20 protein-coding genes are annotated in these 22,296 nt (G+C 65.7%); 5 read left to right on the top strand and 15 right to left on the bottom strand.

Annotation, left to right across the window (positions count from 1 at the left end; translation table 11 throughout):
• Nucleotides 1–101: 101 nt before the first annotated feature.
• The gene (locus tag ACMX2H_RS04730) at nucleotides 102–518 is read left to right on the top strand and encodes a MarR family winged helix-turn-helix transcriptional regulator (RefSeq protein WP_414959223.1); all 417 of its coding nucleotides are present in this window, start codon (nucleotides 102–104) and stop codon (nucleotides 516–518) included.
• A 4-nt stretch (nucleotides 519–522) separates the two neighbouring features.
• On the opposite strand, the gene ACMX2H_RS04725 is transcribed toward ACMX2H_RS04730, so the two are convergent.
• Entirely contained in the window at nucleotides 523–864 is a 342-nt protein-coding gene (locus ACMX2H_RS04725; RefSeq protein WP_414959221.1) for a hypothetical protein, read from the bottom strand.
• A gap of 380 nt (nucleotides 865–1,244) precedes the next feature.
• Here ACMX2H_RS04725 and ACMX2H_RS04720 point away from each other — a divergent pair, with 380 nt between their 5' ends.
• Complete coding sequence (locus tag ACMX2H_RS04720) at nucleotides 1,245–1,511, top strand: SHOCT domain-containing protein (protein WP_414959219.1); 267 nt, start codon at nucleotides 1,245–1,247, stop codon at nucleotides 1,509–1,511.
• Here the strand turns inward: ACMX2H_RS04720 and ACMX2H_RS04715 are convergent.
• From ACMX2H_RS04715 to ACMX2H_RS04700, 4 genes are all read right to left on the bottom strand, one after another.
• On the bottom strand, nucleotides 1,508–2,497 hold the full coding sequence (locus tag ACMX2H_RS04715; RefSeq protein ID WP_414959217.1) for an LCP family protein: 990 nt from the start codon (nucleotides 2,495–2,497) through the stop codon (nucleotides 1,508–1,510). The genes ACMX2H_RS04720 and ACMX2H_RS04715 overlap by 4 nt on opposite strands.
• A 42-nt stretch (nucleotides 2,498–2,539) precedes the next feature.
• Nucleotides 2,540–4,570 (bottom strand): M1 family aminopeptidase, encoded by a 2,031-nt coding sequence (locus tag ACMX2H_RS04710; protein WP_414959216.1) that lies wholly within the window; start codon nucleotides 4,568–4,570, stop codon nucleotides 2,540–2,542.
• 186 nt (nucleotides 4,571–4,756) lie between these two features.
• Nucleotides 4,757–6,070: a UDP-glucose dehydrogenase family protein gene (locus ACMX2H_RS04705; RefSeq protein WP_414959214.1), complete on the bottom strand. Its 1,314-nt coding sequence runs from the start codon at nucleotides 6,068–6,070 to the stop codon at nucleotides 4,757–4,759.
• Nucleotides 6,071–6,109: 39 nt separating this feature from the next.
• Nucleotides 6,110–6,559, bottom strand: coding sequence for a VanZ family protein (locus ACMX2H_RS04700; protein WP_414959212.1), 450 nt, complete (start codon nucleotides 6,557–6,559; stop codon nucleotides 6,110–6,112).
• Between the two features lie 210 nt (nucleotides 6,560–6,769).
• Between ACMX2H_RS04700 and ACMX2H_RS04695 the strand changes: the two genes are divergently transcribed.
• Nucleotides 6,770–8,290, top strand: a complete 1,521-nt coding sequence (locus tag ACMX2H_RS04695) for a M20/M25/M40 family metallo-hydrolase (RefSeq protein ID WP_414959210.1) — start codon at nucleotides 6,770–6,772, stop codon at nucleotides 8,288–8,290.
• A gap of 39 nt (nucleotides 8,291–8,329) precedes the next feature.
• Here ACMX2H_RS04695 and ACMX2H_RS04690 read toward each other — a convergent pair whose 3' ends face one another.
• The 7 genes from ACMX2H_RS04690 to ACMX2H_RS04660 all read right to left on the bottom strand — a co-directional run bounded on the left by ACMX2H_RS04690 (nucleotide 8,330) and on the right by ACMX2H_RS04660 (nucleotide 15,677).
• On the bottom strand, nucleotides 8,330–10,045 hold the full coding sequence (locus ACMX2H_RS04690; RefSeq protein ID WP_414959208.1) for a sensor histidine kinase: 1,716 nt from the start codon (nucleotides 10,043–10,045) through the stop codon (nucleotides 8,330–8,332).
• 170 nt (nucleotides 10,046–10,215) lie between these two features.
• Complete coding sequence (gene nhaA / locus ACMX2H_RS04685; protein ID WP_414959207.1) at nucleotides 10,216–11,565, bottom strand: Na+/H+ antiporter NhaA; 1,350 nt, start codon at nucleotides 11,563–11,565, stop codon at nucleotides 10,216–10,218.
• Nucleotides 11,566–11,761: 196 nt separating this feature from the next.
• Nucleotides 11,762–11,989, bottom strand: a complete 228-nt coding sequence (locus ACMX2H_RS04680; protein WP_414959205.1) for a hypothetical protein — start codon at nucleotides 11,987–11,989, stop codon at nucleotides 11,762–11,764.
• A 32-nt stretch (nucleotides 11,990–12,021) separates the two neighbouring features.
• Nucleotides 12,022–12,744, bottom strand: a complete 723-nt coding sequence (gene deoC, locus ACMX2H_RS04675) for a deoxyribose-phosphate aldolase (protein WP_414959204.1) — start codon at nucleotides 12,742–12,744, stop codon at nucleotides 12,022–12,024.
• A gap of 114 nt (nucleotides 12,745–12,858) precedes the next feature.
• Nucleotides 12,859–13,065: a hypothetical protein gene (locus ACMX2H_RS04670; protein ID WP_414959203.1), complete on the bottom strand. Its 207-nt coding sequence runs from the start codon at nucleotides 13,063–13,065 to the stop codon at nucleotides 12,859–12,861.
• A 39-nt stretch (nucleotides 13,066–13,104) separates the two neighbouring features.
• Nucleotides 13,105–14,865 (bottom strand): phospho-sugar mutase, encoded by a 1,761-nt coding sequence (locus tag ACMX2H_RS04665; protein ID WP_414959202.1) that lies wholly within the window; start codon nucleotides 14,863–14,865, stop codon nucleotides 13,105–13,107.
• Between the two features lie 11 nt (nucleotides 14,866–14,876).
• A complete protein-coding gene (locus ACMX2H_RS04660) occupies nucleotides 14,877–15,677 on the bottom strand; it encodes a purine-nucleoside phosphorylase (protein ID WP_414959201.1) in 801 nt (266 codons plus the stop codon).
• A 166-nt stretch (nucleotides 15,678–15,843) separates the two neighbouring features.
• On the opposite strand from ACMX2H_RS04660, the gene ACMX2H_RS04655 reads away from it, so the two are divergent.
• Entirely contained in the window at nucleotides 15,844–17,247 is a 1,404-nt protein-coding gene (locus ACMX2H_RS04655; protein ID WP_414959200.1) for an NAD(P)H-quinone dehydrogenase, read from the top strand.
• Between the two features lie 121 nt (nucleotides 17,248–17,368).
• A complete protein-coding gene (locus tag ACMX2H_RS04650) occupies nucleotides 17,369–18,316 on the top strand; it encodes a response regulator transcription factor (RefSeq protein ID WP_414959198.1) in 948 nt (315 codons plus the stop codon).
• A gap of 78 nt (nucleotides 18,317–18,394) precedes the next feature.
• Here the strand turns inward: ACMX2H_RS04650 and ACMX2H_RS04645 are convergent, their stop codons facing one another.
• The 3 genes from ACMX2H_RS04645 to ACMX2H_RS04635 all read right to left on the bottom strand — a co-directional run bounded on the left by ACMX2H_RS04645 (nucleotide 18,395) and on the right by ACMX2H_RS04635 (nucleotide 22,101).
• Nucleotides 18,395–18,769, bottom strand: coding sequence for a hypothetical protein (locus ACMX2H_RS04645; protein ID WP_414959197.1), 375 nt, complete (start codon nucleotides 18,767–18,769; stop codon nucleotides 18,395–18,397).
• A gap of 506 nt (nucleotides 18,770–19,275) precedes the next feature.
• Entirely contained in the window at nucleotides 19,276–21,765 is a 2,490-nt protein-coding gene (locus ACMX2H_RS04640; RefSeq protein WP_414959195.1) for a Tex family protein, read from the bottom strand.
• Nucleotides 21,766–21,777: 12 nt separating this feature from the next.
• Nucleotides 21,778–22,101, bottom strand: a complete 324-nt coding sequence (locus ACMX2H_RS04635) for a hypothetical protein (protein ID WP_414959193.1) — start codon at nucleotides 22,099–22,101, stop codon at nucleotides 21,778–21,780.
• Nucleotides 22,102–22,296 lie beyond the last annotated feature (195 nt).

Raw genomic sequence — 22,296 nt, 5'->3', positions numbered from 1 at the left:
ACCACCTCGTTTCATGATGGTGGGGTTGCGAGGCAACTGCCCATATTGCTGAGGTTACCTCACTATGAGGCTACAACAGGGAAACTTGATAGCCTATTCCCGTGGCTGATGACAATCTACTCGACGCGTTCTGGGCCGTGTCGCGCCAACTGAGGAAAGCCACCCGGCAGGGGATGGACCCGCTGGGGGTGGCGCCGTCGCAAGCGCGCGCGCTTCGTATGCTCCGCCATCACGGCTCGATGCGCCTGGGCGAACTCTCCGAGCGGCTCCGGATAGCACCGCGATCGGCCACCGAGATTGTCGATGGCTTACAGGAGCGCGGTTGGTGCGTCCGCGAGCCCGATCCGACCGACCGGCGCGCCACGGTGGTTGTCCTCACCGAGGCAGGGCAGGACATCGGACGGGCCATCCGAAGAGTCCAAGTGAAACATGCGGAAGAATACTTTGCCGCGCTGTCCGCGGCGGAGCGCTCAGAACTCTCGGCGCTCCTGGGCAAGCTGACAGCGGCCGAAGGCTAAAACGCTAGCGGAGGAACAAGAACCAGAGAACGGCTGCCGCAGCGGCAAGGACGACGGCGGTAGCCACGGCCCAAGCGGCGCCGCGCCCCTTCCCCCGCTTGGTTCCGGGCGCGGGCTGGGCATCGGTACGAACGTACCGGGTTGTGCCATCGGCTTGGCCGGAGGCCGGCGGAACCACCTGAATGAGGCCGGTACGCAGTTCACGCCGGGCAGGCAGGGGAGTTCCGGAGGGGGCGGAGACCAGCGGCACTACCGGGATCATCCCGGTGGGCGGGGCTGGTTCAGCGGCGCCGGTGCGGACGTCGCGGCGGCGCGGGAACGGCGTGCCGTCGGGAGTGGGACTCATCAACTCGACTTTCAACCGGGCAACCGGAGGTCAGGGAAGGTTGGACAGCACAGTGGCCCGGTGATCTACACGGGATGGTGCCTACAGCCATCCTATGTCTGGCGAGGGCCGAATTCGGGGAAGCCGGGCGTGCGTAACATCTCAATGCCGCATCATTTACGGCCATCGAATGTTCGAAGGGGCGGCGGTCGGGCTCGGCTCCATCCGGTGCGGCACCCGGGCGGAGCCCTGGGGAAAACATGCGTGCGGAGCAAACAGAGCGGATGGAATCTTCTTGTGATGGATTCGCCCTGTTTGTTCCCGGGACCGGCGCGTATCCTGACGCTAAGGGAACGTACTAAAAGGCCATCGTTCCGTCGTGATCGAAGGGGTGCTTCATCATGGTAGATCTGGGCTTGGTGTGGCTGTTCGGCCTCCTGCTAGTGGCCATCGTGGCAATGCTGGCCATCCTGGTGGTCCGGGCGTTTATGGGGCTGCGCCCAAGCACCGTGGAGGATGCTGTTGCAGTGGCTTCTGCAGCCGGCAGGATGGAGAGACCGCACGGACGCAGCACCGCGCGGCAGATTCTGGACCAGCGCTTTGCCCGGGGCGAGCTGACTGCTGACGCATACCGCGAGGGACTGCGGGTCTTGGGCGAGGACCGTTAGCCGCCCGCAGGCAGCGCCTGTATATATTGGTCCAGGGTGTCTCCGCGCAGCGCCCGGCCGACGGCCGCAATGGCTGCTTCGTCGCGCAGCACAATCGACTGCCCGTCGTCGGACGTGCCGATGCCGGCCGTGGGAAGAGTGAACATCTTGATGTCGTCTGCCCGCAGGTCGCGGAGTTCCAGGGCAAGAGCTGCGACGCCTGCAGCATTCAGCCCGTCGTCCACGGCCACGTAGGGAGCGGTCTTGGAGACCACGTCGCTGATCCGGCCAGGATTGGTCAAGGTCTCCATGGTCAGGAACTTCGCCAACGCGGCGCGGATAAATTCCTGCTGGTTGCGCACCCGTTGATAGTCTCCGTCCGAGTAGGCGTAGCGTTCGCGCACAAAAGCCAGCGCCTCCTGGCCGTTCATCAGCTGTGGACCTGCATCGAATCGCCGGCCGGGCAAGTGGCTTGAGTCAAAGGCCTGGCCCACGGTGATCTCAACCCCGCCCAGGGACTCCGTCAGTGAGCCAAACCCCTCAAAATCCATCACAGCTACGTGGTCTATCCGGGTGCCGAACATCTCTTCCACCACGCGCACGGCCAGCGGCGCTCCGCCATGGGCGTATGCGGCATTGACTTTCGCTTCGCCATAGCCGGGGATGTCGGTCCACAGATCACGCATGATGGACATGACCTGCAGCTGTTGCCGGTCGGCCGGCAGATGGAGCAGCATCATGGCGTCTGTCCTGCTGTCTTGGGAGCTGGCGACGAGCGGGTCTCCATCGGATGCCACCGTGTCCGTGCCGAGCAGCAGAATGTTGATGGGGGAGCGCGAGTCGGGCCGGGGTTCCGCGGCAGCTGGCCGCAGAGAGGCCTCCGGGAACGCTTGGGGTATTCGCACGGTCTGCGAATCGAAGGCGTTCGAGAGCTGCGCCAGATAGGTCACCGCGGCAGCGCCCCCGGCCGCCACTATCAAGACCATGGCCAACAGGACTGCGGCCACGCGTCGTCTCCACATACGGCCCCCCTCGCCGGTCCAACTCCGTCAGAGAATTCCTGGTTTGCCCGCCGTTGACACGAAGGCCTTGAACACGCCGGACAGGTCCTTCCCCGAAACCTTCTCGGCCAGCTTCCGGAAATCCTTGGGCGAGCCTGAACCGTCCCTGACCCACTGACGAAGGATCTTGGAGAAGTTCTTGTTGCCTACCTCGGTCCGCACCGCGTGCAAGGCCATGGCCGAGCGGGTCTGCAGGCTGGTGGAGAACAGGTTGTCCGGTCCCGGGTCGGACAACCTGAACTTCCAGAACGGGTCTGCGGCATCGATGTCTGCATAGAAATCGAAACTGTCCTGGGCGCTTCCGGGGTCCTGGTCGTCCGCCCAGAGCCATTGCGCGTAGGTCCCCAGACCCTGGTTGAGCCAGCTGTCCTTCCACCGGTCGATCGGCACCTGGCTGCCGAACCACTGCAGCGCGAGTTGCCGGACCACGAAGGAGTCGCCGCTGGCCTCGCTGTAGAAGTAATCCATCGGGTAGACCGGCCTGGCCTGGGTCTCCAGGGCGAAACCGAGGTCCTCGACGTTGTCGACGATGCCGCCGGCGCTGGTTAGCGGATATTTGCCGAACACTGAGGAGAGGAACTCGATCATCTCCGGCTGCTTGTCCAGCGACTGCTGGATCTTGTACCCCTGCGACGGCGGCGTGCTGCTCCCGGCCGTCCATTCGTTGTCGTTGCCGGGGCTTCCCTTGGGCACCGCCTTCGGGCTCCAACCGTCCCAGCGGTCGCCGTCGCTGTCGAAGGAGGTTGAGCCGTTGCCGCCGGTCAGCTGGATGTCCTCGACAAAGACGCCGTCGTTCTGTCCGGTGATGTCGCTGGCATATGTGATGGAAAGCTCCACATCCTCACCGGCAAAGTCCGTCAGATCGAACTCCCAGCGCTCCCAGCCGTCACTGGTACCGGTGGCCGCCCACCACTGTCCGGTGGACCCCTTCGCGGAACAGGTACCGTCGTCGTCGCTTTGGTAATGCGTCAGGAATGGATGGACCTGATGCCAGGCCGGGCACGAATTTCCGGTGCTGTCCTGTGCGAATCCGGTGGTGTCCTTCAATGTGGTCCAGTTGTCCTTGCCCGGTGTACGCGCCTCCACGAAGGCGTAGTCCCAGCCGGGTTCGGTGTCGCGGAGCATCCAAAAGGAGAACTCCGCGCCGTCATCGGGCACGCTGATCGTTTGGCTGAGGCGCTTGTAGCTGGCGTCGTCGGTTTGCGACCAGGCCAAGCCGTCCCCGTTGCGCGGAATGACCGTCTTCTTGAGCGCCGGGTCCATCGCGTCGACGTACTTGATGCCGCCCTCGGCATACTCGTCCAGGGCGAAATGCCCGACGGCGATGGTCGCCAGATGCGGCGACAGCGGCTCCTGGGCCTCCCACTGGTAGACAGTGCGGCCCGGGGTGCGACTGGTCCCGTGCGGCAGCCCGTTCGCTACCGCTTGCCATCCGTCCGGGACCGAGATATTGAATTCGTAGCTGGCACGGTCGCCGGGGTAGTTGTTGACCGGAAACCAGGTCGGCGCACTCCTCGGATGGCCCGTAATAATGGCTCCATCATTGGTGTGGATGAATCCTGCAGGACCGGGCAAAGCAAGTGTTTGGGGGACACCGGAATACTCCACCACCGTGGTGAAAGTCCGTCCGTCCGGTACGCCGCGGGCAGGTGTGACGTTGAGCTTGGTGCCTTCGTGCTCGAAGCGTGCTTCCAGCCCGTCAACGCTGACCGAATGGACCATCAGCCCGTCCAGATCCAAGCTGAAGCTGGCGAGGTCCTGGGTGGCGCGCGCCGTCATCGTCGCGTGGGCGCTGAGTTGGTCTGTCGGCGGGTCATACAGCAGGTCCAGCTGATAGTGGCTGGCGTTGTAGCCCGTATTGCCAGCGTCCGGGAAGTAGGGATCGCCGATGCTGGCAGCGCCAGGTTCAAAATAGGGCTGGTTTGGGTCGGGGGCTGCCGCAGCCGGAGCAGCCGGGAGCAGCAGGCAGGCGAGACCTAGGGCAGCACCCGCGGCAAGAACCCTACTGCGCCGAGTCATCTCTAGTTCGTCCCCCCATTCGGCCAGCGCATCCGGGCCGGACCCGCAATCAGCTAGGGTCGGCGGCATTGGCGCTGGCCATCCACCTAACATGCTCCTGTTTGCGGCCCCTGTCAACGGATGCGCGATGGGCCCGTACAGCTTGGCTGTACGGGCCCATTGTGGAAGGCGGAACTTGGAAAAACGCTACGGGCGTCCGATGCCCTTGAACGTCCAGCCGGCTTCACGCCAGGCCACGGGGTCCAGCACGTTACGCCCGTCCAGGATCTTTTTCTCGGTCATTTGGTTTGCCACAGCGGCCGGATCCAGCTCCCGGTATTCCTTCCACTCGGTCAAGAGCACCAGGACATGGGCACGGTCGATCGCGGTCTTCGTATCGGGTTCGTAGCTGAGCTCCGGGAAGCGCTGCTTGGCATTCGCCAAAGCCTCGGGATCGGTGACCGTGACGGTGGCCCCCTGCAACTGCAGTTGGGCGGCAACGGACAGTGCCGGGGAGTCCCTGACGTCGTCGGACTCGGGCTTGAACGCGGCTCCCAGCACAGTGATGCGCTTGCCGATCAGTGATCCTCCGGCCAGCTCGCGGGTCAGTTCGACAACCCGGCTGCGGCGCCGCATATTGATGGCATCGACCTCCCGCAGGAAGGTCAGGGCTTGATCCGCCCCGAGCTCGCCGGCCCGGGCCATGAACGCCCGAATGTCCTTGGGCAGGCACCCGCCGCCAAAGCCGACCCCCGCGTTGAGGAACTTGCGGCCGATGCGCTCATCCATGCCGATCGCATCGGCTAAGGCAGTGACGTCGGCGCCGGCGGCGTCGCACACCTCCGCCATGGCATTGATGAAGGAGATTTTGGTGGCCAGGAAGGAGTTCGCGGCCGTCTTGACCAGTTCGGCCGTGGCGTAGTCCACCACCAGTCTGGGCGTCCCTTGCGACAGGGGCACAGCATAGACCTCGTCCAGGGCTGCGGTGGCTGCTTCGCCGGCGGGTCCGGAGGGAACGCCGTAGACGAACCGGTCGGGCGTCAACGTATCTTTCACCGCGTGGCCCTCCCGCAGGAACTCCGGGTTCCATGCAAGGACAGCCTCCGGAGCGATCTCCTGGACTTCATCAGCCAACCGGGCGGCGGTGCCCACCGGCACGGTGGACTTGCCGACGACCACGTCACCGGGATTCAAGTGTTCAGCCAGCGACGTGAAGGCGGCGTCGACGTAGCGGAGGTCTGCGGCGTTCTCGCCTTTGCGCTGGGGCGTGCCCACGCAGACGAAGTGCACGGCGGCACCCGCGGCCGCTGCCATCTCCGTGCTGAAGGCAAGACGGCCGGTTTGCTGCGCATCCGTCAGCAACTCCGGCAGCCCAGGCTCAAAAAACGGTGCCCGTCCCGCCTGCAACTCGCTGATTCTGCGCGCATCCACGTCGATCCCGATCACGTCGTGCCCGAGTTTGGCCATGGCGGCCGCGTGAACGGCACCGAGGTAGCCACACCCGATGACGGAAATACGCATACTGGTCCTTTGTCCGTGCGGTGAGAGACTAGTTCGACTTTATCCTGTTACCGGGCGCCGGTTGCGCCGCTCCAACCAGGCATACGCCAGCACCGTGCCCAGCGCGGCTCCCAGCGTGTTCACCCATACATCCTGCAGGGAGGCATACCGATCGGGCAGGAACGACTGCTGGCACCATTCGATCGCGGCGGAGAACACCATTGCTCCTGCCGGCGTGAGCCAGCGTAATCCGGAGGGCAGCATCAGGGCAGCCAGGAAACCAAGCGGGACGAACATCACAACGTTGGCGCCAGACTCCACCAGGCCGTAGTCGAACCAGTCCGGCAGCCCCGCGCGGTGCAGCGCCGACAGGACTTCCTGGATCAAGCCCCGAGCGGCCGCGTCCACCGGCGTAGGCCACAACACGACGAGGGCGACACCGAAGACGTAGACGGCCAGCATCGCAGCCGTGAGGGCGCGGGCGCCTGCCGCAGGTGAGCCAAACCGCATGGGCGTCCTTCCCCTCAGGCCGACCGGGCTGAACAGGTCAGGCAGCAGGCCATCATGCTACCGCTGAGGGCAATTTGGTCCATTTTTGTTGGTTTCAGCACCCAAACCATTGCCAACTCTTTTGCAATTGCTTCAGATCGGGTAGCTTCCGGGCAGGATCTTGCTACGGGGATAGCGGGGTCCATCATCGCACCCTATGGAGGAACCAGCATGAAAACTCACCGTTTCAGGCGCGGAGCGGCCATCACCGCCGCTACCGCTTTGGCCCTCGGGATCGGGCTGCCGGCCCAGGCCGACAACGGAACGGATACCAGCGCCCTGCGGGACGCTGTCACCGCCGAGAACATCTTTAGCCATCTACAGGCTCTGCAGGACGTGGCCGATGCCAATGGCGGCAACCGCGCCGCGGGCACCCCCGGCTACGAGGCATCGGCCCAGTACATCGAGGCGCAGTTGACGGCCGCCGGCTACACCCCGGTTCGGCAGACGTTCTCCTACGAACGCTTCGTGCTCAACAGTGCGGACTTCGAGCAGGTGGCGCCGACGCCGACCGTCTACACGATGTCAGAGGACTTCCTGGCGATGGATTACTCCGGCTCCGGCGACGTGACCGCACCGGTTACAGCGGTGGACATTAATCTGGCAGGGGACAGGGCGTCCACCAGCGGCTGCGAGGCCACCGACTTTGCCGGCTTCCCGGCAGGAAACATCGCGTTGATCCAGCGGGGTAGCTGCGACTTCGCGGTAAAGGTGGCCAATGCCGCGGCGGCAGGAGCCGTGGCGGTGGTGATCTTCAACCAAGGTAACGGCGGTACCCCGGACCGGCTTGAACTGTTCGGCGGTACGCTGGGCACGCCGCAGGCCATCCCCGCGGTGACCACCAGCTTCGATCTGGGTGCTGAACTGGCCGGTACGGTCGGCCTCGAAGTGCGCGTCGCCGTGGACGCTGAAATCGTCCAGACCGAGACGTTCAACATTCTGGCCGACACGGCTGGACGTGCGGACCGCACAGTGGTGGTCGGCGCCCACCTGGATTCGGTCTCGGAGGGCCCGGGCATCAACGACAATGGTTCGGGCAGCGCGGCGATTCTGGAAACTGCGCTGCAGATTGCAGCCAGCGGAGACGAGCCGCGCAACCGGGTGCGGTTCGCCTTCTGGGGCGGTGAAGAAGACGGCTTGCTTGGATCCGAGTACTACGTCTCCCAGCTGACGCAGAAGGACATCAAAAACCATGCGCTGAACCTGAACTTCGACATGGTCGGTTCGCCGAACGCCGTCCGCTTTGTCTACGACGGCGACGGCGATGCGTTCGGGCTGACCGGACCGAATGGGTCGGCGAACGTCGAGCACATCTTCGAAGACTATTTCGCCTCGCAGGGACTGGCCACGGAGCCGACGGCGTTCGATGGCCGCTCGGACTACTTCGCGTTCATCAACAACGGTATCCCCGCCGGCGGCTTGTTCACCGGTGCCGAGGAGATCAAGACCGAGGAGCAAGCAGCCATCTACGGAGGTACAGCGGGTGAGCCGTATGATCCCTGTTACCACCAGGCCTGCGACACCATCGACAACGTCGACCCCGTAGTTCTCGAACAAATGGCCGACGCGATTGCGCACAGCACGCTGACCTTCGCGGAGACCACCTCGGCGGTGAACGGCACCGCCAAGGGCAAGGGCAAGGGAACCGATACCAGCAAGATGCTGTTCAAGGGCCACCAGGCCATTCGTTAAGAGCCAGGCATCATCCGGCCAGCTGCCGGCATCAGCGGTTTACGCCGGCAGCTGGCTCAGGGAGGCCGCCTTCGGGTGGCCTCCCTTTTCGTCGCGCAACGGGATGGAGACCCGGAACGTGGTGCCGGATCCGAGCACGCTGCTAAAGGTCAGCGTGCCGCCGTGTGCCTCGGCAATCGACTTGCTGATGGCCAACCCCAGCCCCAGGCCGGGGATCGCAGCTTGCCGGACAGAACTGGTCCGGAAGAACTTGGTGAAGACTTCAGCCTGGTCGGCTTCCGACATGCCCATTCCCGTGTCGCTGACCTCCAGCACGGCTGCGCCGTCGGATTCCAGCGTCCGCACGGTGACCCGGCCGCCACCAGGCGAGTACTTGATGGCGTTGGAGAGCAAGTTGTCCAGAACTTGTCCGATCCTGGTGGGATCGACGTCGGCTACCACCGGCCCGGCGGCATCGATCACCAATTCCACGCCGGCATGTTCTGCCCTGGGAAGCGCCGAGGCGACGCTGCCCGCCACGATCTCTGCCAGTGCGGTGCTGCGCGGTTCAATGCTCAGAGTGCCCGCCGCGGTGAAGAGCAGATCTTCCACAAGTTGGAGCAGGCGCTCGGAATTGCGCATCGCGATGGTGAGGGAATGGTTGACGTCGTCCGGCAGTTGGTCGGCGTCCTCGAGGGCGAGATCCAGATAGCCCATGATGGAGGTCAGCGGTGTGCGAAGCTCGTGGGTGACGCTGGAGACGAACTCTTCCTTGACCGTGAGCGCGTTGACCAGGTCGGTGACGTCGCTGAAGGCCATGACGGTTCCGTCGAACCGGCCGGCATCGTCCTGCATGGGGCGGGCTGTGCACAACATGGCCCGTTGGTTTTCGCCGGCGCCGATCCACACCAAAACGTCCGAAAAGGTCTCCCCGCGCACGGCCCGGCGGATGGGCCGGTCCTCAAGCGCGAACGGCGTCTTTCGGTCGGCTTCGAAGACCAGCAGATCGGCCTCGTCCGGGTTCTCGATCCCCTGCGGCATGGCCACCGAGCGGTCCCGCTGCTGCTGCACGTTGCTCAGAATGTCGCGCCCGTTGGCGTCGGTGACAAGGACGCCCACGGCAACGGCGTTCAAGACGGTATCCAGCCGGCGCACGTGGACTTTGCTCTCTTCCAGCAAGGCGCGCAGTTCGCGGTCTTTGCGAGCCAAGGTCTGTTGCTGCGCCGTCGAGCTCAAGGCGAAAACGGAGGCGGTGACGGACACCGTCAAGGTCACAATCGGGATCAGGGCCGGGCCGGCCAGAGCTTCAGCTGTCACCGGCTCCGGTCCGGTGAACACCGGGATCCAGATGATCAGTAGCGGGGCAGCAAAACTGATGAGGCGCGCAGCGGTGGGCGCGATTTCCGACCATGCCATCCAGAAAACCGGAAAGACGGCCAGCAGGCTGATCCCGGAAAGCGCCGACCCGCTGCCCTGGCGGAGGAATCCGATGGCCACGAAATCCAGCAGCGGGATCACCCAGTAGGAGGGGTAGGGCAGCCGATCCCACGGCACGACAGCGCTGAGGATCCACAAAGCGCTGACGCCGGCCAAACCGGCGATGAAGTGCGGGTTGGACAACAGTTCCGGGAAGAACACCGCAGTGAGCACAGCCGTGAGCGCCACAGACACGCACAGCGGCAGATGGCTCAGGACGACCCGTGCACGGAGGGATAGCTCATGGAACTGCTGGCGGCCGATCAGCAATGACACCAGTGGGCTTGGTGCGGCAGACACGCTCGAAGATCCCCCTCCTCCGGGCAGCCCACCTGCCGGCTACTCTGCGGGGCACGGGCTGGCCATAACTGGTTCAGTATGGCACGGGCCTGGCTGCAGATAGCGGAACCGTACGCTGTGTGACGCGGGTCGCAACGGCAGTGCCGCAGCGAGCCGGAGGCGACCCGGAGTCAGCTGGTTGCGCCCCGGCCCTGCTGATAGACGTCCGGCACGCCGTCCTGGTCGGCATCGGCGGTCTCCAACTCCTCGACCTGGCGGTAATGCCGGTTGCGGGCACGCAGCAGGATCGCAGCCAGCACGGCCGAGGCCAGCGAACCGGCCAACACGGCCACCTTCGCGTGGTCGTGGTGTTCGCTGCCGAGGGTGAAGCTCAGGTCATTGACCAGCAGCGAAACGGTGAAGCCCACCCCGGCCAGCACCGCCACACCGAGCACGTCGATCCACTTCAATGACGGATCCAGGCTGGCCTTGGTGGACTTTGTCAGCACCCAGGTGGTGAACATGATGCCCAGCGGCTTGCCGATCACCAGTGCTGCGGCAATGCCGATAGCCACCGAATCGGTGAAAGTGCGGCTGATGCCTTCCCAGCCTCCGAGGGCCACACCGGCGGCGAAGAATGCGAAAACCGGCACCGCGAACCCGGTGGAGAGCGGCCGGAAGCGGTGTTCCAGTTGTTCAGCCAGCCCGGGGCCGGCGTCCGGGCCGCCGTGTTTCTTGCTGCGCAGCACCGGGACCATGAAGCCGAGCAGTACACCTGCAACAGTTGCGTGCACGCCGGAGGAGTGCATCAGCGCCCAGGTGACGATGCCGAGCGGAAGCAGGATCAGCCACGCCGCCAGATGGCGTTGGGCAAAGAACTTGGGGAATCTGTGGGTCAGGAACGCGAAGGCGCCCAGCGGCAGCAACATCCACAGCAGGTACGGCACCTGGACGTCGGAGGAGTAGAAGAACGCGATGATGGCGATCGCGATCAGGTCGTCCATCACGGCCAGGGTCAGGATGAAGATCCGCAGCGCACTGGGCAGATGCGAGCTGATCACGGCAAGGACCGCGACGGCGAAGGCAATGTCCGTCGCCGTCGGGATGGCCCAGCCGCGCAGGGCTTCAGGACCGGCGCTCAGGTTCACGATCACGAAGATCAGGGCAGGCACCGCGACTCCGCCGAAGGCCGCCGCAATGGGGACGATGGCGCGGGCCGGGGAACGGAGGTCGCCCGCCACGAACTCACGCTTGAGTTCCAGGCCGGTCAGGAAGAAGAAGATCGCCAGCAAGCCGTCCGAGGCCCAGTGGCCGATGCTGAGGTTCAGGTGAAGGGCTTCGATGCCGATCTGGAAGTCGCGGATGGCGAAATAGCTGTCGGCTGCGGGAGAGTTGGCCCAGATGAGTGCCGCGACGGTTGCGATCAGCAGCAGGATCCCGCCCACCGTTTCCTTGCGCAACAGTTCGCTGATCCGGAGGAACTCGGGATAGCTGCCGCGGCCGAGGATGGTCTTCTGGCCGGAAGGTGGGGGAGTTGCCATGCATGGCTCCTGACGGTTGGTCGCCCTGAGGGCTCGGTCGATTACCCGACGACCAGACTTCCCGTCACACCGTTTGCCAGTTTACACGTCCGGCACCGGCTGGCGCCGTCGTGCTTAAAAGCGCCGGGCGCGCAGCCAAGGGGGCAGATCCTGCCGTGCCCTTGGCTGCGCGCCCGGGAAAGCCTTGAGTGTTGCCTCAGGCGTCGTGGTATGTGTCGGAGCGCCCGATGATTTGCTTGGGGATGAAGAACGCCAGCGTGAACAGGCCCAGTCCGATGGCGAACGCCGGGATGGGGCCGATGACCGATTCCAGACTGAAGGCGTACAGGGAACCGAAGAAAATCAGCATGATGACCACGAACGTGATGATGTTGCTGACCAAATGTCCCTCGCCCGAATGGGTGCGCTGCTTGGGATGGGCCATGGGGTGTTTCTCCTCAATAGTGCGATGCGGCATCAGTAGCCGCCGGCGGCTTGCTCACCCTTAACAATAGCCACTGATGAGCTGGCACCAATTCGTGTTGCGCCGGCCCGGAGCATGGCGCGCGCGTCATCGATGGACCGCACGCCGCCGGAAGCCTTGACACCCAGGTGCGGACCCACGACATCACGCATCAGCGCAATATCCTCAGCGGTCGCGCCGCCGCCGCTGAAACCGGTGGAAGTCTTGACGAAGTCCGCGCCGGCCTCGGCCGCTGCTTCGCACACCATCCGCTTTTGCTCGTCGGAGAGCAGATGGGTTTCCAGAATCACCTTGAGGATGGCGCCGCCGGCGTGGACGGCATCGGCCACCGCTGCTATGTCCGCCAAGACCGCGTCACGGTCATTCGCGCGGGCGGCGGCAATGTCGATCACCATGTCGATCTCGTCGGCGCCGTCGAGGTTGGCGCCGCGGGCCTCGTAAACCTTCACGTCGGTAGGCGTGGCACCGAACGGGAAGCCGATCACCGAGCAGGTCTTGACGCCAGACCCCTTGAGCGTGCTGTGCACCAAAGCAGTCCACAGGGGGTTCACGCAGACTGCGGCGAAGCGGTATTTCACCGCCTCCTCGCAGACGGTGATGATGTCCTCGCGGGAAGCTTCAGGCTTCAGCAGGGTGTGGTCAATGACCGCAGCGATCGACGTCGGGTCGTGATAGGTCTCGCTCGGCGCGGATCCGGGTGTGCTGCCTTCAGACATGGCCATCCCTTTCATCTGCTGGGTCCAGGAACATCCATCCTTGCATATCGAAGACACCTGCTGGGGGAGCCCAGCGCACAGCTCCGCCCGGGCAGGCGGCGCAGGGCCTACCTGTCAGTGCCTGCCGCCGGTCGGATGGCCGTGCTGTTCGGCGTCGCGCCGGTGTTCCTCGAGCTTGTCCTCGGCGTCCTTCCGCCGGCGGGCAATGGCACGCTCGTCGTCGGCCGGGCCGTGTTCTTCCGACGCCCTGTGTTCCGGCTTGTCGTCGGGACTCGGGTGCCTGCCCCCCGAGGCTGGCGAATAGTCCTCATCAATGGCCATTGCAGCATCGTCCCACAGTCGTGCCTAGCGCAAAAGGTGCTATTCCGCCAGTCCGAGGGCTGCCCGGATCTCCGCCTTGATCGCCTGCAGAGCGTCTGCCGCCTCGGCGCGCACGGCCGGCAGTTGCGCCGCCGATCCGACCGGCCGGATGACCTCCAGATAGCACTTGAGCTTGGGCTCGGTGCCGCTGGGGCGGATGATCACCCGGGTCTGGTCCCGGCTGAGGAACAGCATCCCGTCGGTGGGCGGCAGCGCTTCGCTGCCCAGGGACAAGTCCGTGCTGGCCGTCACCGGGGACCCGGCGAATGACGACGGCGGCTGCTCGCGGAGCCGGTCCATCATGGCCGGAATCAGGGCCAGGTCCTCCACCCGGACGCTGAGCTGGTCGGTGGCGTGCAGTCCGTAGCGCAGGGCCAACTCGTCGAGCATGTCGAAGACCGTGCGGCCGGAGGCATGCACATCGGCGGCCAGCTCCGCGAGCAGCAGGGCCGCGGACATGCCGTCCTTGTCACGGACCAGATGCGGTGCCACGCAGTAGCCCAGGGCTTCCTCATAGCCATAGACCAGCCCCGGGACGCGGGAGATCCACTTGAAACCGGTGAGGGTCTCCACATGTTCCACGCCCGCATCCGCCGCGATCTTGCCCAGCAGGCGGGACGAGACGATGGAATTGGCGAAGACGCGGCTTTGGCCGGACGCGCCGTTGTCAGGGGGCAGCTGGTCCTGACCGGCGGAGCGTGCCGCCATGTGGGCGCCGAGCAGGGCACCGACCTCGTCGCCGCGCAGCATCCGCCATGCCCCGGTCTCGGGATCTTTGGCCGCCAGGGCCGCGCGGTCGGCATCGGGGTCGTTGGCGATGACCAGATCGGCATCGACGTCCGCCGCGGTTTCCAAGGCCAGGTCGATGGCTCCGGCTTCCTCCGGGTTGGGGAAGGCCACGGTGGGGAAAGCCGGATCCGGGTCCGCCTGCGCGGCAACCATGGTGACCTCGGTGAATCCAGCCTGCTCAAAGACCGCCCGCATGGTGGCCCCGCCCACCCCGTGCATGGGGGTGAGCACGATCTTCAGTCCCCGCTGCGGGAACAGCCGAGCATCGGCCAGGGCGGTAACGGCCGCGGTGTAGTCATCGGCGATCGCGGCAGGCAGGACGGTCCAGCCGTCTTCCGCCAGCCGGACCGATTCCAATGCCGGGCCGTAGTCGATCCGGGCGGCAATCTCGGCGTCATAGGGTGCCACAATCTGAGCCCCGCGCCCGCCTTCGTCCACGGCGCGTCCGCCCAGGTAGACCTTGTAGCCGTTGTCGTTGGCCGGGTTGTGGCTGGCGGTGACCATCACGCCCGCTTCGCAGCCCAGCGCCCGGACCGCGTACGCCAGCACCGGAGTCGGCAAGGCCGAGGGCATGAGGAAGGTTTCGATCCCGGCGGCAGTGAAGATGGCAGCGGATTCGGCGGCAAAAACATCAGAGTTCCGGCGCGCGTCGAAGCCGACCACGGCGCGCGGGGTGTAGGCGCCGTCGGCGGTGTCCAGCAGGAACCGGGCCAGCCCGGCCGCGGTCCGGCGCACGACGACCCGGTTCATCCGGAACGGGCCCGCGCCCAAGGCCGCCCGGAGTCCGGCGGTACCGAAGGCGAGGGGACCGGAAAACCTGTCAGCCAATTCGGCCCGGGCATCGGCGGCATCCTGCCCATCGCCGCCAGCAGCGGCCACCAAGTCCTGCAGTTCCTGCCGGGTCTGCGGATCCGGGTCCGCCTCCAGCCAGGCGAGGGCAGCTGCCATGAGCTCGTCGGTTGTTGCGGTCATGTCGCTTCCGCTCACAGCTTGGCGACGATGCCGGCCAGCAGGCGGGAGATGCGCGGTCCTGCGGCCTGTCCGGCTTCGATGACCTCGGCGTGGCTGAGCGGAGTGTCGCTGATGCCGGCGGCCAGGTTGGTCACCAGCGAAATGCCGAAGACTTCCATGCCGGCATGGCGGGCGGCAATGGACTCCAATGCCGTCGACATGCCCACCAGATCGGCGCCGATCCGCTTGGCGTACTGGACTTCCGCCGGGGTTTCGTAGTGCGGGCCGGTGAACTGTGCGTATACGCCTTCGTCCAGGCTGGGGTCGACTTCCCGGGCCACAGCGCGGAGCCGCTGCGAGTAGAGGTCGGTCAGGTCCACGAACGTAGCCCCTTCCAGCGGTGAAGCGGCCGTGAGGTTGATGTGGTCGCTGATCAGCACCGGCGTTCCCGGTGCCCATGCCGGGTTGAGTCCGCCGCAGCCGTTGGTCACGACCAGCGTCTTGCAACCGGTCGCTGCGGCGGTGCGGACGCCGTGGACGACGGCGCGCACACCCTTGCCCTCGTAGTAGTGGGTGCGGGCTCCGAGCACCAGGACACGTTTGCCGTCCGGGGTCAGGACGGACCGGATAGTGCCCACGTGGCCTTCCACGGCGGGGGCGGAGAATCCGGGGATGTCTGCGGCCGGAATCGTATGCGTAGTCTCGCCGATGAGGTCGGCGGCCTCGCCCCAGCCGGAGCCGAGCACCAGCGCCACATCATGGGTATCAACGCCGGTCTGCTGGGCCAGGAAAGCGGCTGCCGCGGCGGCCAGTTCAAAGGGATCTGTAGTCACAGCACCTAACCTACCCGGTGCCCAACTGCTGCTGAAAGCAGCGGGCGCGGCTCCGCCGTCGTCGAACGGACCTTCCGGGAGCCCGCGCTCGGCTTCAAGGCAGTCAGCCCTGCTGCGCAGGCGGTGCAGGTTGAGGCCGTGAGGGGCATGCGACAGAATGAAGTCCGTGACTAGCCAAATAGATTTCAGTGCCCCGCGTCTGGCGATCCTGGGCGGGGGCCCCGGCGGGTATGAGGCGGCCATGGTGGCCAATTCGCTCGGCGCCAAGGTGACCATCATCGAGCGTCAAGGACTCGGCGGCTCGGCCGTGTTAACCGACGTGGTGCCGTCCAAGACCCTGATCGCCACCGCGGATGCCATGCGCCGGGTGGCCAGTGCCCATGACCTGGGTGTGCGGTTCGATGAGCATTCGAAGGCTGCCTACGCCGATCTGCGCACCGTGAACGACCGGTTGCTCAAGCTGGCCGAGAGCCAGTCGGCGGACATCCACCACGGCCTGGAACGTGCCGGCGTGCGGGTTATTCTGGGCGACGGCAAACTGGCCGGGCCGAACATGATCGTTGTCACCACCGATTCGGGGACCCAGACCGTGGAAGCGGATGCCATCCTGCTGGCCACCGGCGCAACGCCGCGGGAACTTCCCACTGCCAAGCCCGACGGCGAACGGATTTTCAACTGGGCCCAGGTTTATAACCTGACCGAGATTCCCGAACACCTGATTGTGGTCGGATCGGGCGTGACCGGCGCGGAGTTCGCCTCCGCCTACCGGATGCTGGGGACCAGGGTCACGCTGGTCTCCTCGCGCGACCGCGTGCTGCCCGGCGAGGACGCGGACGCCGCCGCGGTGCTCGAGGACGTCTTCGCCCGCAGCGGCATGACGGTGCTCTCCAAGTCGCGGGCTGCAGGGGTGGAGCGCACGGAGGACGGCGTGCTGGTCACGCTGGCCGATGGGCGTGTGGTCGAGGGCTCGCACTGCCTGCTGGCCGTCGGCGGTGTGCCGAACACCGCCGGGATCGGGCTGGAAGAGGCCGGGATTGCGCTGAGCGAGAGCGGCCACATCAAGGTAGATGGCGTTTCCCGGACCACGGCGCCGAACATTTACGCCGCGGGCGACTGCACCGGCGTCCTGGCCTTGGCATCGGTGGCCGCGATGCAGGGCCGGATCGCCGTGGCCCACCTGCTCGGCGACTACGTCAAGCCGCTGAAGCTCACCCAGGTGGCATCCAACATTTTCACCAGCCCCGAAATCGCCACCGTCGGCGTGACCGAAGAAGATGTCGCCTCCGGCCGGTACCAGGGCGACATCATCAAGCTCTCGCTGAACACCAACGCACGGGCCAAGATGATGAACGTCTCCGACGGCTTCGTCAAAATCATCGCCCGCCGAGGCTCCGGCACGGTGATCGGGGGAGTGGTGGTGGCCCCGCGGGCCTCCGAACTGATCTTCCCGATCGCCTTGGCCGTCACGCAGAAGCTGCATGTGGACGATGTCGCCAACACCTTCACGGTCTACCCGTCGCTGACGGGCTCGATTTCCGAGGCCGCGCGGCGCCTGCACGTCCACCTGTAGGCGGGGGGCTTCGCCGTCATTCCTGCATAAAGTGCGCCACATTGTCCGACTATGCGACTACAATCACCATTAAGTAGTGGTTGAAACGATGAACCATCGTAGATCGGTTGGGGGACAAGGAATGAGCGAGCAGCGAACTGCCGTCATTGTGGAGGACGACCTGGACATCAGGGAGCTGATCTCCACGGTGCTGTCCAGCTCCGGATTCACGGTTCACACGGCATCGTCCGGCATGGAGGGCGTGGCCGCGATCAAACGCCACAATCCGGATGTGGTCACGCTTGATCTCGGCCTGCCGGACATCGACGGCTTCGAAGTCGCCCGCCAGGTGCGGCGCTTCAGCGACACCTACATCATCATGCTGACGGCGCGGGCCGAAGAGCTGGACACGTTGTTGGGCCTGGAGACCGGTGCCGATGACTACCTGACCAAGCCGTTCCGCCCCCGGGAACTGCGTGCCCGGATCACCGCCATGCTGCGGCGCCCTCGCGCCACCAAGGACAACGACGGCGGTGTCACGGCGGGCGGGGAGACCCCCTTGGCCGACCTGGCCGCAACCAGCGCCGCTCCGATGCCGGAACCTGTCCTGCAGGCTGCCGGGGTGGGAGGCGGCGGACAACCCGGCCTGCAGCTGTCACCGTCCGGCGTGGCACCGGCCGCCGCCGGAACCGGCATGGCCCTTGCGGTCGCGGCCGAGGCCGGCGTCGAGTCCACCCCTGCGCTGGCAGTTCCGACCGCCGACGGAGTGCTGGAGCACAACGGGATTGTCGTGGACAACCGTTCCCGGACGGTCATCCGCTCCGGACGCGAACTGGACCTGACCCGCAGCGAATTCGACCTGCTCTACGCGTTGATGGAGAGCGGACGGGTGGTGCGGACGAAGGCCGATTTGGTTCGCCGGTTGCGCAACGAGCCGTACAACACGGGCGGCTACATTTCGGATTCCGACGAGCGCACCATTGAAGTGCATATGGCCAACCTGCGCCGCAAGCTCGGCGACGACACCAAGGCCCCGCGCTGGATCAAGACCGTCCGCGGTGTGGGCTACAGCCTGGCGCCCAAGAGGTAGGCGCTTCCGTCACCGAGCGGCCGCGGCTTTGGTCGCCCGCTTCAGCGGCGGGGTTGGTCCTGGAGAGTGCCCGGCCCGTTACTGCGCCAGGTGGTAGTTGCGCAGCTGCGCCGTGGTCGACATCCCGCACGCGCGCAGTTCGTCGAGCAGGGTGGCGGCGGCATCGAACAGTTCTCCCTGGACCAGTCCCTCAAAGTGCTCAGCCATCCGGCCAAGTCGGCCGGCCCCCACCATGCTGCTGGAGATCTTCAAGCTGAGGATGGCATCCATGGCATCTTCGGCATCCCGTGCCAGCACTGCGCCCGACACCCTGCCGTAACGGTGCTCCCACAGTTCCACGTAGTTGGTGATGAAGCGCCGGCGCATGCTGCCGTCATGGTCGCCGAGATCCGTCGAGAGTTTCTCCAGCACCGAGTCCACCACCAGCGGAACCTCTGCTGCCACGGCGGTCATGCCGCCCCCTCGGAGTCGGAAGCGGAAGGGCGCCCGGAATCGCGCATGGGACGGCACTCCTTCCAACTGGTTGCGTTTTCGAACTACCTCTAATCGTAGGGGACTTCCGTGTCCAACCGGGGCGGGCGTGCCAAACCTTGGGTAACTCTTGAGCACCAATTTTGGCTGCTGTCCGGTGGCGGGGCTATGGCGGCGCCGTCAGCGTGTCCGTGGGCGGCGCAGCGAGCGGCGCCTGTGCTGCCGGATGCTGCCGGATGTGGCCGGCGTCGCCCCCTGAGCCATCCGTCGCCGCCTCGAGGTGCTCAGCGAAAACTGATGGAGTCTTTCGGAAACATGATGCCCAGCTTAAGGAGCGTCGGTCAGAGTTTTGTCAGAGGTCACAGGTCGCATCAGGCCTGGACCTCGTCTCCGCAAGTCCACCATCCGTGGGGAACAGCAGCCCAGCACCTTGTGCATGGTCCGGAGGGAGTGCTCCGGGCGGGTCACGGTGCCGGGCTGCTGGTTCTCTATCTTCCGAGCCCGGCCCGCCGCAAAGCCTCGGCCATGGCGGTGTTGGCGGACGCTCCGCTACCGGACCCCCGCTGATCATGTCCGCCGGGCTTCTTGCCGTCCCGGCGTCCGGACCGGCCTCCACCCGAGCCCGAACGTGAGCCGTCCCTTGTGTCGCGTGCCTCCCCGGGGCGGCCGGCCTGGCCAGCACCCCGGCGCTGCTCCCCGGCGGGCGCTTCGTCGTCGAGCCGAAGCGTCAGCGAGATGCGTTTCCGTTCCGGGTCGGCCTCCATGACCTTGACCTTCACCACTTGGCCGGACTTGACCACCTCGTGCGGATCCGAGACGAACTTGTCCGACATCGCGGAAATATGCACCAGGCCGTCCTGATGCACACCGACATCCACGAAGGCGCCGAAAGCGGCCACGTTGGTCACGGTGCCTTCCAGCACCATGTCCGGTTTAAGGTCTGAAATTTTCTCCACGCCCTCGGTGAAGGTCGCGGCGGTGAAATGCGGGCGCGGATCGCGCCCCGGCTTTTCCAGTTCGGAAATAATGTCCAGCACCGTGGGCAGGCCGAAGTTTTCGTCGACGAACTGCTGGGGGTCCAGCACGGCCAGCGACTGGCCACCTCGCGCCGCCGCCGTGGCGGTGGTGCCGGCCGCGGCAAGGATCTTCCGGGCCACACCGTAGGCTTCCGGGTGCACGCTGGAAGCGTCCAACGGCTCGGCCCCGCCGGTAATCCGCAGGAAGCCGGCGCACTGCTCGAAGGCCTTCTCGCCCAGCCGCGGCACCTTCTTGAGTTCGGCGCGCTTGGCGAACGGACCATTGGCATTGCGGTAGGCGACGATGTTTTCGCTCAACTGCGAGCCGAGGCCGGCCACCCGGGACAAGAGGGACGGCGAGGCTGTGTTCAGGTCCACGCCGACGGCGTTGACACAGTCTTCGACCACGGCGTTGAGCGACCGCTCCAGCTTGGTGGCGGTGACATCGTGCTGGTACTGCCCGACGCCGATGGACTTGGGGTCAATCTTGACCAGTTCCGCCAGCGGATCCTGCAGGCGGCGCGCGATCGAGACGGCCCCGCGCAGCGAGACATCCAGTTCGGGCAGTTCCGCCGAGGCCAAGGCCGAGGCGGAATACACCGACGCTCCGGCCTCCGAGACCACAAGCTTCTGGAGCTTGCGGGTGGAACCCATCAGCTTGATCAGCTCGGTGGCCAGCTTGTCCGTCTCTCGTGAGGCGGTGCCGTTGCCAATGGCGACGAGCTCGACTGCATGCTTGTCCGCCAGCCGTGCCAGCGCGGCCAGGGACTCGTCCCACTTCTTGGCGGGAGCATGCGGGTAGATGGTATCGGTGGCCACCACCTTGCCGGTCCCGTCGACCACGGCGACCTTCACGCCGGTGCGCAGCCCGGGATCCAGCCCCAACGTGGCCCGGTTTCCGGCCGGCGCCGCCAGCAAAACGTCGCGGAGATTGGCAGCGAAGACCCGGACAGCCTCGTCTTCGGCTGCGGTAAACAGCCGCACGCGGAGGTCAATGGCCAGCTTGACCAGGATCCGGCGCCACCCCAGCTGCGCCGTCTGCATCAGCCAGCGGTCTGCCGGCCGACCCCGATCCGCCACGCCCAGCCGCGATGCCACCGCGTTCTCAAACCGGCCGCGCGCCTGTGCGTAGTCCTCGGAATCGGCGGGGTTGCCCTCGCTGATGTCCAGGTTCAGCACCCCCTCTTTCTCGCCCCGAAGCAGGGCCAGCACGCGGTGCGATGGAAGGCCGGAGGGGTCCTGGGCGAAGTCGAAGTAGTCGGCAAATTTTTGTCCGGCTTCCGCCTGGCCTTCGCGGACCTCGGCCCGGACCAGGCCCTGCTTCCACAGCCGTTCCCGCAATTCGGAGACGAGATCGGGATCCTGGCTGATCTGCTCCACCAGAATGGCCCGCGCGCCGGCCAGGGCATCCGCCGGCTCGTTGATGGCGTGCTCGGGATTGAGGAACTCAGCCGCGGCGGCCAGCGGATCCTGCGAGGGGTCGGCCAGCAGGCCCACGGCCAGCGGCTCCAGCCCGGCCTCGCGGGCGATCTGGGCCTTGGTGCGCCGCTTGGATTTGTAGGGCAGGTAAATATCCTCGAGCCGGGCCTTGGTATCCGCTGCGTTGACGGCGGCTTCCAGCTCTGCAGTCAGTTTGCCCTGGCCGGCAATGGCCTCCAGCACAGCGCGACGGCGGTCTTCCAGCTCGCGCAGATAGCGGAGCCGTTCTTCGAGATCGCGCAGTTGGGCGTCGTCCAGCGTCCCGGTGGCTTCCTTACGGTAGCGAGCGATGAACGGGACCGTGGCACCGCCGTCGAGCATTTCCACCGCTGCCTTGACCTGCCAGACATTGACCCCCAGCTCCTGGGCGAGCTGAGCATAGATCCGCGCATTGAGGGCGGCCGGATCAAGAGCTGGCAGAGTCGAGGGGAGGGCAGGCTGTGCAAGTGCTGATGTTTCGGTCACCGATCCATTGTGCCGCATGGGCTGGCTGCTTTACCTGCCGGGATAGTAGAAGGCGTAGTCATCGTAGGGATCGCGCCAACTGGATTCGTCCCGGTGGATGCGCCGGACCTTGCCAGCCGGAACCCACGCAGTCCGGGCCGACCCCTGCACGTCAATCCACTTCAGCTGCACGCTGGTCCGGTCCCAGGAGACTGCCTTGGCGTGAAGCGTGGTGCCGTCCAGCTCCACCTGCACGTACGGCTCACGGCAGTAAGGTGCGCGCACGGTCCGTGAACGGCGCGCCATGGCGCCGGGGACACGTCCGCCGTCCGTCCTGGCGTAGCTGCTGGCAGTCATCACATCGACTTTGTTCATCGTGGCAGGCTGTCAGCCGGTCCGGACATTTTTGCCGCAGGACGCGGACCTCGGGGCATCTGCAAGTCGGGCCGTTCACTACCTTTGTGCCACCTGTGCTGTGGTCTGGATAACAGCGAGTGCCGCTTACCTGCTCCAGTGGTGCAGTCGGCGCGGCACAGCCGTCCGGATGTGATCTACGCCTCCATACCACGA

This window comes from Arthrobacter sulfonylureivorans (assembly GCF_047607445.1).
GTDB classification, from domain to species: Bacteria; Actinomycetota; Actinomycetes; order Actinomycetales; family Micrococcaceae; genus Crystallibacter; species Crystallibacter sulfonylureivorans_A.
Note: the sequence above shows the minus strand (reverse complement) of the source record. Positions and strands in the feature narration are given on the sequence as shown.